The following is an 11,279-nucleotide window of genomic DNA, read 5'->3' on the forward strand; positions in this document are numbered from 1 at the left end:
ACACAGCCCCCGACGCCCCCGGCCCCATCAGCCGCATCAGCAGCGCCGACACCGTCAGGTTCTGCACATCGCCCGTGGAGAACGACCCCAGCACCCGGCTGATGTCGTCGGTGAAGGACGACGATCCGTCCAGCCACGTCCCCGCCAGCGCCTGCGCGGTCCGCGAGTTGTCGACGAACCCGTCCACCGCCTTGCCGAGCGAGATCGACGAGACGATCCGGTCGAAGAAGACCGAGTCGCCGCCGACGATGTCGATGTCGGCGTTCTCCAGACCCGTCGCCAGGATCGTCGCCTGCGCCTCGGCGACCTGCCGCTGCACGTCGAGACCGGCCAGCCGGATCTCCTTCTCCGCGTCGAGCCGCAGCCGGTACTCCTCGTGCCCGCGCGACGCCTCGTCCAGCGCCGCCATCGCGGCCGCCTTGTCCGTGAGCCCCGCGGCCTCCGCCTTCAGCTTCTCGCCGATGACCGCCGCGTCGGCGGTCGCCTGCGCCCGGGTGCCCTCCGCCGTGGCGAGCGCCTTGAGCCGCGAGCCCTCCGCCTCGGCCTTGAGCCGGGCCGCCGTCGCCTCCGCCTCCGCGAGACCGGCCTTCTCGGTGACGTCCGCCTCCGCGTCCCGCACCTGTACGGCGGCGAGCCCCGGAGCGGCCGTCTCGGCCTGGATGCCCTCGGCGAGCCGCAGCTTGGCCTGCGCGTCGAGGTCCGCCGTCTTGAGCCGGGCCTCGGCGAGCGTGAGCTGCTCGGCCGCCAGGTGGGTGGAGGCCGCCTCCGCCGCCTCGGCCGCCTTGATGTCCTTGACCAGCTTCTCCTGCGCCTCCGCCTCGGCCGCGATGATGACCGACCTGCGGGACCGCTCGGCGTCCTCGACGGCGCGCAGGGTGAGGATCGACTCCTCCTGCTCCGCGACGGTGCGGTCCACAGCGATCCGCTCCCGGATGACGTCGGCGACCTCGCGGCGCTCGGCCTCGACCTCCTTCGTGGCGGCGATCCGGTTCAGCTCGGTCTCGCGCTCGCGCCCGATGACCTCCAGCATCCGGTCCTTCTCGATGCGCTCGCTCTCGACGGCGATGACGCGCTCGCGGTTCTTCTGCGCGACGGCGATCTCCCGCGCCTGGTTCTCGCGCTGGATGCCGAGCTGCTCCTCGGTCCTGATGAACGCGCTCTGCGAACCGAGCCGTTCCTCCTCCTGCACCCGGGCGGTGGCGGCCTCCTCACGGGCGCGCAGGCTCTCGACCTCGCGGCGCTGCTTGATCTCCGCCTCGGCCTGCCGGCGCTCCAGCTCCAGGATCGTCTCGCGGGCGTCGACGTTCTGGCGGGTGATCTCCTTCTGCTCCGTGCGCTGGAACTCGTTGGTGCGCACGTGCTCGATCGCCGTCAGCTCGGTGATCTTCCGGATGCCCTGCGCGTCCAGGATGTTCGCCCCGTCGAGCTGAGCCATCGGGGTCTGCTCAAGGAAGTCGATCGCGGCGTCGTCGAGGTGGTAGCCGTTCAGGTCGGTCCCGATGACCTGGATGATCCGGTCCCGGAACTCCTCGCGCTTGGTGTAGAGGTCGACGAAGTCGAGCTGCTTGCCGACGGTCTTGAGCGCCTCGGAGAACTTGGCTGCGAAGAACTCCTGGATGGCTGCCTTGTCGCTCGCCCGTGCCGTACCGATGGACTGGGCGACCTTGATGACGTCCTCGACGGTCTTGTTGACCCGGACGAAGAACGTGATCTGGATGTCGGCGCGGATGTTGTCCTGGCAGATCAGACCCTCGCGCCCGGCGCGGTGGATCTCGATCTTCTTCACCGAGATGTCCATCGTCTCGGCCTTGTGGAGCACGGGCAGGACGACGGCTCCGGTGAAGGTGACGTCGACCTTCTTGGTCTTGGAGATGATCAGTGCCTTGCCCTGCTCGACCTTGCGGAACAGCCGGGTGATGACGAAGGCGATGGCGACGACGATGAGCAGGACAACGGCGATGAGCACGCCGATGCCCAAGGAGATGGCATCCATTGAAGAGTCCTTGGCGGCTTGTCGGTACGGAAGAGGAACAAGCGAAGTAGTGGTGGCCTGCCCGTCACGGGGGCGGGCGGCCGGTGGGCGGCGACGACGGTGGTACGCGGAGGCTTGAGGTCCCGGTGGCCCGGATTACCGGACGCATGGGGCCGGTTCCCGTGAGGCTTGGAGTCGGTGTCCCTCTGCGGTCCCGGCGGTCCTGCGGCCCGGTGGCCCGGCCGTCCGGTGGCCCGTCCGGGTCAGCCGGTCGCCCCGCCCGGCAGCTCGTGCGGCCTGGTGTTCGGACCCGGATCGAGCGCCGCGTCGTAGGGCGAGACCCAGAAGAACTCGCCGTCCTCGTCGTACGCGTAGAGGAGTCCGGAGCCGCCCATGACGAGCGGTGCCTCCTCGGCGGCGGACCCGGAGAGCCGGGAGGCGTACGGGAACGGCTCGGCCGTGCGGACCTGCACGATGGCCGTCGATCCGTCGTGCGACACGACCTCGGCCTGGCCGAACGTCGCGGTGACGGAGCCGGTGCGGATCGTGCAGAGGCTCCCGACGAAGTCCAGCCGCGATGGCGGAGGTTCCGCCGGGAAGTACCGGCGGAAGCGGTGGACGAGGAGGCGGACGGCCGCCCAGGCGAGGAACAGCGACCCGGCGAGTACGGCGACGGCGAGCACGGCGCGGGTGGCGCTGCCGGTCTCGCTCCGGTGCAGCAGGACCGTGCCGGTCACGCTGCCGAACCAGGCGAAGACGACCAGCAGGGAGACGGAGACGGAGACAGGGACGCCGCCGAGACCGGCCGGGCCGGTGTCGAGGTCCGTGTCGAAGGAGTCGTGACCGGCGGCCCCGGCGAGCACCAGCAGCCAGAAGCAGACGACGACCACCAGAGCGGCGCCGAAGAGAACGGCGGGGAATCCGAGTGTCGCGCCCAGGAATTCGCCCAACGGTCCCACCCCCCTGCGGTTCTGCGCACGGGCCCTGGGGCGGTGCGCGTCCGTGTGATCCGGTACAGGGGCGGCGGGCGGTGGGCGGTGACGGGCCCGGCGCCGCGGCGTCCCCCAGGGACTCCTCCCGCGGATCCCGGATCCAGGATTCCGGATCCCGGACCGTCCCCGATCCCCCGTGGACGGTCCGGGATCCAGGGTCCGGGAGGGGCTTTCGTCCCCCCGTTTCCCGTGCTCCCCCGTGCTTCCCCCGTGCTTCCCCCGTGTGCTTTCCCCCGTGTTGTTGCTGACCTGATCGTGTCATCCGGGACCGGTACAGCGCATTGCCGGAACCCGGCAATCTTTACGCTTCACTAATGCCGGGCACCGGCACCGCCCCGTGTGCGTTGGGGAAATGACGAGACTGTTGCAAGGCTGAAGGAGAGTGCGTGGCCGAGCTGAGGATTCCCGAGGAAATGCTGGGAAATTATGCCCACATTCTGGGCGAAGTCGCCCTCACCGGCCGCCGCCTGACCCGTGACGAGCTGGAAGCTCGCCGTGCGCTGGGCCGTGCGGCGGCGGACGCGGGGCATCAGCTCCGCGCGCTGGTGACGATGCATCTGGCACAGACCCGTCAGGCCTGGCCCCGGTCCGCTGCCGGAAACTCCCCTGCCACGACCGACGCCGTCCTGGCCGCGGTGGAGCAGGCGGTCGACGCGTTCGCCGAGGGCTTCGAGCGTGCCCAGCGGCTCACCGTGCGCCGGGAGGAGGCGGCGCGCCGGGAGTTCATCGACGACCTGCTCTACGGGCGCAGCGATCTGGTGCGCCTCGCGGAGCGGGCGACCCGCTTCGGCCTGCGGCTTTCCCGGGCGCACGCGGTGGCCGTGGCGTCCGGCCCGGAGGCATACACGGAGACGGACGCGGTGCCGCGCAGTGTGGAGGCGGCGCTGCTGGCGCGGTTCAGCGGCCGCAAGATCCTGTTGACGACGAAGGACGGCCGGATCGTCTGCATCGCACCGGGCAGTCAGCCCGACGTCCTGCGTTACTTCGCCAAGCAGGCGCACGCGGCGACGGACGGCGGCCAGGTCGCGGTCGGCCGCCCGCACAAGGGCCCCGGCGGGGTGGTCCACTCGTACGACGAGGCGCTCGAAGCCCTCGATCTGGCGGACCGGATGGGGATGGACGATCCCGTGCTGTACGCCTCGGACCTCATGGTCTACCCGGTGCTGACCCGGGACCGGCAGGCGATGTCCGATCTGGTGCGCAGCGAGCTGGGCCCGCTCCAGAAGGCGCGGGGCGGCGCGGAACCGCTGCTGAACACGCTGGCGGTCTACTTCGACGCGGGTTGTGTCGCCGCCGAGACCGCCCGCCGACTGGCGCTGAGCGTCCGGGCGCTGACGTACCGCCTGGAGCGTATCCACCAGTTGACCGGGTCCGACCCCTCGGATCCGATGCACCGTTACAGCCTGCAGACGGCGGTCATCGGGGCCCGGCTGCTGGACTGGCCGGCCAAGGAGCTGTGACGGACGGCGTACGGCCGCGCGCCGGCGGGCGAAAGGTGTGGCCGGGGGTGCTCAGGGGGGTGACGCACCCCCGGCCTGCCGGTGGGGAGGGGACGCGGACCGGTGGTCCTGCCGGCCCGCGCGACCGCACCGGCGGTCCTGGTGGGCCCTACAGGTCGAACTCGTGCGGCGGCAGGTCGAGCGCGAAGCACGCCTCCCGCACGACGGCCTGCTCGGAGGGGTCGAAGTCGCCGTCGGCGCCGCCGATGACGATGCCGATCTGGACCACGGCACGGGCCTCGGTCGGCTTCTTCTTCGCCTTGGCGATCTCCTGGAGGACGCTGACCTTGCCGAACGCGAAGTCGGCGGTGAGCTGGTCGACGTAGGCGTTGAAGCGGCGCTGCAGGTCGTCCGCGGGGAAGTTCCGCAGGACGTCGTTGGTCGAGATGAGCGTCGCGACGCGCTGACGCTCCGACGGGTCGATGGAACCGTCGGCCGCTGCGACGAGGGCGCACATGGCCATGCTCGCATCCCGGAACGACCCCGACTTCAGGTCGTTCTTCTTCGCCTCCAGCTGTGTCTGCATCGACGACGCGGATTCTTTGATGCGATCCCACAGAGCCATGACGTCTCCCTACGTAGCGGTGCGAATCCGGAACCGACCCGGTACCGGTGCAACTCTACAGGCGTGTAGATGTCGACGGCGGGGTGCGGGGTGCCTTCACGACGAAGCCCCCGGACACGGTGAGGGTGTCGGGGGGCTTCGTCGTGGGCCGCGAACGGCAGGGGGCGGAGGCGGCTACTCGCGCGTCTCGCCCGCCGGTTCGGGGGTGAGGTCGTCGTGCGACGGAAGCCGGCGCTCGGGAGCGGACTTCGCGACGGGCTCCTTCTCCGCGTCGCTCGTGTCCTTGCTCTTCCCGTCGCCGTCGCCGTCGCCGCCGCGACGGGCCTCGATCTTCGCCGCGAGGGGCTGCGTCCAGCGGGCGGTGAGCGGGCCGACGATGACGAGGATCAGGACGTACGCGGTGGCGATGGGGCCGATGCGCGGCTCGGTGGCCACGGCCAGACCGGCGATGACGATGGAGAACTCACCGCGCGCCACGAGGGTGCCGCCCGCCCGCCAGCGGCCGCGCGAGCCGACCCCGGCGCGCCGGGCCGCGTAATAGCCGGTGGCGATCTTGGTGAAGGTGGTGACGATGGCCAGCAGCGCCGCGGGCAGCAGCACCGGCGGGATGTCGGCCGGGTTCGTGGAGAGCCCGAAGAAGACGAAGAACACGGCGGCGAACAGGTCCCGCAGCGGGGTGAGCAGCTTGCGGGCGCCCTCGGCGACCTCGCCGGAGAGCGCGATGCCGACGAGGAACGCGCCGACGGCCGCGGACACCTGGAGCTGCTGGGCGACCCCGGCGACCAGGACGGTGAGGCCGAGGACGACCAGGAGCAGCATCTCCGGGTTGTCGGAGGAGACCGCGCGGCTGATCAGGCGGCCGTGGCGGAGCGCCAGGTAGAGGACGAGTCCGACGGCCCCGAGCGCGATCACGAGCGCGAGGCTGCCGCCGGCCAGGCTGACCCCGGCGAGCATGGCGGTGAGCAGCGGCAGGTACACCGCCATCGCCAGGTCCTCCATGACGAGGACGCCGAGGATGACGGGTGTCTCGCGGTTACCGAGCCGGCCGAGGTCGGTCATGACCTTGGCGATCACCCCGGACGACGAGATCCAGGTGACACCGGCGAGCGCGACCGCGCCCACGGGGCCCCAGCCGAGGATCAGGGCCGCGACGGCGCCGGGCGTCGCGTTGAGCACGAAGTCCACGGCGCCGGACGGGTATTGCGTCTTGAGGCTGGTGACCAGCTCGGACGCGCTGTATTCGAGCCCCAGCAGGAGAAGCAGCAGGATGACGCCGATCTCGGCGCCCACCATGGTGAATTCCTCGCTGGCGTCGAGCGGGATCAGCCCGCCGTGCCCGAACGCCAGCCCGGCGAGCAGGTACAGCGGGATGGGGGAGAGCCCTATCCGCCCGGCGAACCGCCCGACGAGCCCCAGCCCGAGGATGACGGCCCCCAGCTCCACCAGCAACGCAGTCGTGTCATGCACGGTCAGCCCTCCGCAATGATCTCGGAGAGCGCGTCGACGCCCTCACGCGTACCGACGGCGACGAGTGTGTCCCCGATGGCCAGTCGAAAATCCGGTTCCGGCGACGGGTGCGCGCTGTGGGTGCGCAGCACCGCCACGATGGACGCCCCGGTCCGGGTCCGCGCCCGCGTCTCCGCCAGCAGCCGCCCGCCGTACGGGGAGCGGGACCCGAGCGGGATGTGCTCGGTGACGAGGTCGATGCCATCGGTCCGTACGGCGTCGATGGGCGCCGGGTCGATGAGGTGAGCGAGCGCGGTGGCCTCGGACGTCGTCAGGGGGACGGAGAGTTGGCACGCATCAGGGTCGTCCTGTTCGTAGAACCCGATGAACCGGCGGCCGTCGTGGTGGACGACGACCGAGATGTGCTGGCCCGTCTCGGTCGTGAAGTCGTACTGAGCACCCACTCCGGGCAGTGATGTACGGCGGGTTCCCATGGCTTCCTCCCGAGACGTGCGGCGGTGGCGCGCGCACTTGGCGATCTCTTTATCCGGCCATTACCTTATCGGGCGGCGAAAATCGGTCGAGGGGCCTCGGCCGGAACCCGTACGGGCCGGTGTGACGGGGCGTTCCCCTGAACCACCGCCTGGCCGACCTCGCCGCCCTGGCCGAAAGTCGCACCTGGTCGTTCGCGTACGGGGGAGGGGGTGGTGCTACGTGGCGGCCGAGCCCGCCGCGCGGCGGGCGGTGTCCACCAGATCCTGGAGCGCCGCGAGGTGCCGGGCCAGCGCCTGCCGCCCGGCGGGGGTGAGGGACAGCCAGGTCCGGGGCCGCTTGCCGACGTGCCCCTTGCGTACGTGGAGGTAGCCCGCGGCCTCCAGTGCGGAGGCGTTCTTGCTGAGGACCGAGTCGGAGACCCGGCACCCGTCGCGTACGGCGGCGAACTCGGCCTCGTCGCAGGCGGAGAGGAAGGCGACGAGGGTCAGCCGGGTCGGATGGTGGATGACGCCGTCCAGTGCCGGGGGCTCGTCCTGTGCGGGTCTGTCGCTCCGGCCGGCTCTGCCGCTCACGCGAGCTCCCGCAGGGCTCGCCGGATGGATGCGTTACGGACGAGGTAAGCACCCCAGACACCGAGCCCCCATACGCCGAACACGCCGATCTGGGCGACGGATTGGCTTACGCCGGCCGCCCAGCAGACGAGCCCCGCGATCGCTCCGGCCGCGAAGACGGCGGGCAGCACGACCCGGCTCCGCCGCAGGCGCTGGGTCCAGGACCGCGCCACCAGAACCCCGGCTCCTCGTCGGGCAGCCCGCGCGAGTGCGACGACGACGCCGAGCCCGAGCACTGACACGAGCAGCGCGATCACGGTCGCGACTCCGCCCCGTCCGTCGCTCCAGGCCCGCACCACGCTTGGCCCCGCCAGGGCGACCGCGGCGGCCGGCCCGTACCAGGCAGGCGTCAGCCCCGCCCGGAGCCCGGCCCGCTCCTGCGCCAGCCGTACGTCGCTCAGCGCGCCGGCCGCGTACTCGGCCGAGGCGTCGGGGCGCGCGCCTTCGTTCTCCTGCGACGGGGAGGGCGGCGGCGAGGAGGGCGTGGACATGGACATGCGGGGACCTTCCTGGGGTGCGGGTGGCCTGCGGACGTTCATGATGACATTTACTTTCCACCGAGGAAAGTACTTTCCTCGGTGACGCGGCGCTCCCGCTGGGGGCGCGCGGCCGCGGCAGCCGCTCAGGTCCGCGCGGAGAGCACGGGCGCGAGCAGCTCCAGGGCGTCCCCCCAGGGGAAGGGGGCCGTCTCACCCGACTTGGGCGTGTGCGGGGTGCCGGAGCTGACGAGGACGCCCATGCCGCGCAGCCTCCGCAGGCTCTCGACGTACGCGGGGTGCGCGGCGAGGGCGGAGTTCACGGCCGGGAGGGCGGCGGTGGGGACGCCGAGCCCGTACGCCTCGCAGAGGATGCCGAGGGCCAGGGTGTCCGAGATCCCGGCCGCCCATTTGTTGATGGTGTTGAACGTGGCGGGCGCGACGGCGATGGCGTCCGGGGCGGGCAGCGGGCGTGGCTCTCCGGGGGAGCGCCAGGCGGAGCGGACCGGGTACCCGGTCCGCTGCTCGACAGCCGCCGCGTCGAGGAACCCGAGCCCCTGCGGGGTGGCGATGACGCCCACCTCCCACCCGGCGTCCTGCGCGGCGGCGAACAGCCGGTCGGCATCACGGGCGACCCCGGCCGCGCAGACGACGACGTACAGGAACGGCTTGCGGGCCGGCCGGCCGGACTGATCGCTCACGAGGACTCCCATGGATCGCTGATGCGCGTGCGGTGTGATCTGGTGGTGAGGTGACGTGAGGTGATCACTGCCCCCCGACCGATGAGTTTTCCCTCTCCGTGAAGTCCCACCACCGTCGTTGACCGCACAGAAGCAGGAGAAGCGCGTGACCCAGCTGCTGAGAGTCCAGAACTTCACCGTCTCCAGCGACGGCATCGCCGCCGGTGAGGAGCAGTCGCTGGAGCGGCCGTTCGGCCACGTCGACCCCGAGCGGCTCTTCTCCTGGGCCGGGGCGACGGCGAGCTGGCCGAACCGCACGGAACCGGGCGGGAGCCGGGGCCTGGACGACTACCTCACGCGGGACTTCGCGCACAACATCGGCGCCGAGATCATGGGCCGCAACAAGTTCGGCCCCCAGCGCGGACCGTGGGAGAACCACGAGTGGCAGGGCTGGTGGGGCGAGGAACCCCCCTTCCGCACCCCGGTGTTCGTGATGACCCACCACGAGCGCCCGTCGTTCACCCTGTCGGACACCACGTTCCACTTCGTCGACGGCGACCCGGCGACGGTCCTCGACCGGGCGCGGGAAGCGGCGAATGGCAAGGACGTGCGACTCGGCGGCGGAGTCACCACGATCCGCGAGTTCCTCGACGCGGGCCTGGTCGACACCCTGCACGTGGCGGTCGCACCGGTGAAGCTGGGGACCGGCCTGCACCTGTGGGAGTCGCCCGACGAACTGCTCGACCGGTACCACCTGGACGTCGTTCCGAGCCCGAGCGGCATGACGCACCACCTGTTCTGGCGGAAGTGACGGCGGGAGCCGGCCGAATCCGCCGAGTGCCGGACGGGACGGCCGGGGATGGTGGAGAGTCGTCTGCGTAACCGCCCGAGCACATAGAGGAACGGAACGCCACCCCCCGGCCCCAGGCTGCCCACCGGCGGCCATCCCAGAAGGTCTTCTGTCTTGTCGCCCTTTGAACCCCGATACGCTCTCGCCGGCGACGTGGGCGCGGCGCTCATGCTCATCGACTCCCGGCTCAGGAGCGTCCACAAGGACAGGACCGACGCCGATCCCGAACAGGAGGATCTGGCCCGGAAACTCATCTCCTCGCTGGGCCCGGAGGGCCTTGACGACGTGCTGGACGGCGCGTGCACGCTGATCTTCCTGTACGTGAAGTGGCTGCGCGAGGCCCACGAGGCACACGACAAGGACGTCATCGAGTACGTGGTGCCGACCCTGGTCACGACGCTCAGGCGGATGCCCAGGAGCATTCCTCCCGAGGCCATCCCCACGATGTCCGGCATGGTCATCGCCGCCGCCATCGGCCTGAGCCCCACCCTGTGGCGCCGGCAGTACGGCGACTGGAAGAAGACGGAGCTGACCCCGCTGGAGGCCACGGCGTTCCTGCTGGCGGATCACATCAACCGCATCACGGAGGACCCGGACTTCGCGACCCGCATGATCACGGAGGTGCTGACGCAGGCGGAGTCGTAGTAGGGGGAGTGCGGGTCCCGCAGGAGCGGGCGGGGCGGGCGGTGTCCTTGGCTGTGGTCTGCCTCGTGCACGCGTCCACGGAATCAGTAAGTCACCTGGTCGGGTGGGGTGTTCCGCCTTTTGGTCCGCGCGCCTTCGCGGCTGCGGTACCGTGATCGCGTCATCACGCTCTGTGTGCACCCGCACATGGGGCGGCCCCCGGTGGTGTTCCTAGCACCGAGCCGAGGGCCTTCACCCAACTAGTGGAAGAGGTCCACCGGGATGCTTTGGCATGCTATCGCGCCGTCTCGGCGCTACACGAAGGCTTCGCACGACGTCGTGCGTCATTCGCGTCTGTGCAGTGACGCGAAGGTTCTGATTCTCTACGTTCAGGGGTTGCCGGACGGCGGCAGGGATCTGGCGTTGTCCGAGCACGCGCGGAAGCTGGGCATCAAGGGGCGGGCGTTCCAGCGGGTCAAGGAGCAGTTGGTCATGTGCGGGTTCGTGCATGAGCGGCGGGTCTGCGGAGAGCGGGGGCGTTGGGCGACGCAGCAGTTGTTCGCCAACGTGCCGTTGGCCGAGGCCGAGGTCCTCGGGCTGTGGTGCGACGCGGGTATCGATGCCGGTGTCGCCTCGTCTCCGAGTGCACGGATTCCGACCGTCGGTCAGCCGAGGGGTCGGACGGTCGGTCATCAACTACCGGTGGACGAAGAACGGGAGAAGAACTCTTCCCACCCACCCACCGAAGCCCCGGACGCGGACGCGGCACAGGTGTTGGAGCCGTTGACCGCTGAAGAGGCCGACGCCGAGCGGGTGTTGTTGTCGCTGCGGCATGCGAGTAGGGGGCTCCGCCTCGGTGTCGCCGAGGCTCGTTCGCTGATCGCGCAGACGGTGGAGTGGCTGCGGCGCGGGGTCTCCCGCAGCGAGTTGCGCCAGGTGCTGAGCAGTGATCTGCCGCAGGACGGGGTCCGGTGCGCCGTGGGGTTCCTGCGGCACCGGCTGGAGCAGAAGATGCCCGAAGCCGCCGTCTCCGTACACGAGGCCGAGTCGGCGCGCCCGCCCTCGGACC

The 11,279-nt window shown here is 70.9% G+C and carries 12 protein-coding genes; 4 read left to right on the top strand and 8 right to left on the bottom strand.

Annotated elements, in window-relative coordinates; translation table 11 throughout:
• The coding region (locus HET64_RS30270) for an SPFH domain-containing protein (protein WP_215110337.1) at positions 1 to 1,993 on the bottom strand (1,993 nt) is incomplete at its 3' end.
• A gap of 242 nt (positions 1,994 to 2,235) precedes the next feature.
• On the bottom strand, positions 2,236 to 2,922 hold the full coding sequence (locus tag HET64_RS30275) for a hypothetical protein (RefSeq protein ID WP_215110338.1): 687 nt from the start codon (positions 2,920 to 2,922) through the stop codon (positions 2,236 to 2,238).
• Between the two features lie 428 nt (positions 2,923 to 3,350).
• Between HET64_RS30275 and HET64_RS30280 the strand changes: the two genes are divergently transcribed.
• Positions 3,351 to 4,424 carry a helix-turn-helix domain-containing protein gene (locus HET64_RS30280; protein WP_215110339.1) on the top strand — a complete coding sequence of 358 codons (1,074 nt, stop codon included), beginning with the start codon at positions 3,351 to 3,353 and terminating at the stop codon, positions 4,422 to 4,424.
• Positions 4,425 to 4,572: 148 nt separating this feature from the next.
• Here the strand turns inward: HET64_RS30280 and HET64_RS30285 are convergent, their stop codons facing one another.
• The 6 genes from HET64_RS30285 to HET64_RS30310 all read right to left on the bottom strand — a co-directional run bounded on the left by HET64_RS30285 (position 4,573) and on the right by HET64_RS30310 (position 8,757).
• Positions 4,573 to 5,028 carry a tellurite resistance TerB family protein gene (locus HET64_RS30285; protein WP_215110340.1) on the bottom strand — a complete coding sequence of 152 codons (456 nt, stop codon included), beginning with the start codon at positions 5,026 to 5,028 and terminating at the stop codon, positions 4,573 to 4,575.
• A gap of 174 nt (positions 5,029 to 5,202) precedes the next feature.
• On the bottom strand, positions 5,203 to 6,495 hold the full coding sequence (locus HET64_RS30290) for a cation:proton antiporter (protein ID WP_215110341.1): 1,293 nt from the start codon (positions 6,493 to 6,495) through the stop codon (positions 5,203 to 5,205).
• A gap of 2 nt (positions 6,496 to 6,497) precedes the next feature.
• Positions 6,498 to 6,968, bottom strand: coding sequence for a cation:proton antiporter regulatory subunit (locus tag HET64_RS30295; RefSeq protein ID WP_215110342.1), 471 nt, complete (start codon positions 6,966 to 6,968; stop codon positions 6,498 to 6,500).
• 216 nt (positions 6,969 to 7,184) lie between these two features.
• Positions 7,185 to 7,541 (bottom strand): transcriptional regulator, encoded by a 357-nt coding sequence (locus tag HET64_RS30300; RefSeq protein ID WP_308370404.1) that lies wholly within the window; start codon positions 7,539 to 7,541, stop codon positions 7,185 to 7,187.
• Positions 7,538 to 8,077: a hypothetical protein gene (locus HET64_RS30305; protein ID WP_251146082.1), complete on the bottom strand. Its 540-nt coding sequence runs from the start codon at positions 8,075 to 8,077 to the stop codon at positions 7,538 to 7,540. The genes HET64_RS30300 and HET64_RS30305 overlap by 4 nt, the downstream gene beginning before the upstream one ends.
• Before the next feature lie 125 nt (positions 8,078 to 8,202).
• Entirely contained in the window at positions 8,203 to 8,757 is a 555-nt protein-coding gene (locus HET64_RS30310; RefSeq protein WP_308370405.1) for a flavoprotein, read from the bottom strand.
• A 145-nt stretch (positions 8,758 to 8,902) separates the two neighbouring features.
• Between HET64_RS30310 and HET64_RS30315 the strand changes: the two genes are divergently transcribed.
• The 3 genes from HET64_RS30315 to HET64_RS30325 all read left to right on the top strand — a co-directional run.
• A complete protein-coding gene (locus HET64_RS30315) occupies positions 8,903 to 9,547 on the top strand; it encodes a dihydrofolate reductase family protein (protein ID WP_215110345.1) in 645 nt (214 codons plus the stop codon).
• Positions 9,548 to 9,754: 207 nt separating this feature from the next.
• Positions 9,755 to 10,231, top strand: a complete 477-nt coding sequence (locus HET64_RS30320) for a hypothetical protein (RefSeq protein WP_215110348.1) — start codon at positions 9,755 to 9,757, stop codon at positions 10,229 to 10,231.
• A 261-nt stretch (positions 10,232 to 10,492) separates the two neighbouring features.
• Positions 10,493 to 11,279 (top strand): hypothetical protein (locus tag HET64_RS30325; RefSeq protein ID WP_215110346.1); only part of this gene is annotated, 787 nt, incomplete at its 3' end.

Source organism: Streptomyces sp. McG3 (assembly GCF_018619185.1).
Classification (GTDB): Bacteria; Actinomycetota; Actinomycetes; order Streptomycetales; family Streptomycetaceae; genus Streptomyces.

What these genes read in the sequence shown, in the direction of transcription:
- HET64_RS30285 (WP_215110340.1), bottom strand. Translation starts at nt 5,028, where the DNA reads ATGGCTCTGTGGGATCGCATCAAAGAATCCGCGTCGTCGATGCAGACA.
- HET64_RS30295 (WP_215110342.1), bottom strand. Translation starts at nt 6,968, where the DNA reads ATGGGAACCCGCCGTACATCACTGCCCGGAGTGGGTGCTCAGTACGAC.
- HET64_RS30305 (WP_251146082.1), bottom strand. Translation starts at nt 8,077, where the DNA reads ATGTCCATGTCCACGCCCTCCTCGCCGCCGCCCTCCCCGTCGCAGGAG.
- HET64_RS30320 (WP_215110348.1), top strand. Translation starts at nt 9,755, where the DNA reads ATGCTCATCGACTCCCGGCTCAGGAGCGTCCACAAGGACAGGACCGAC.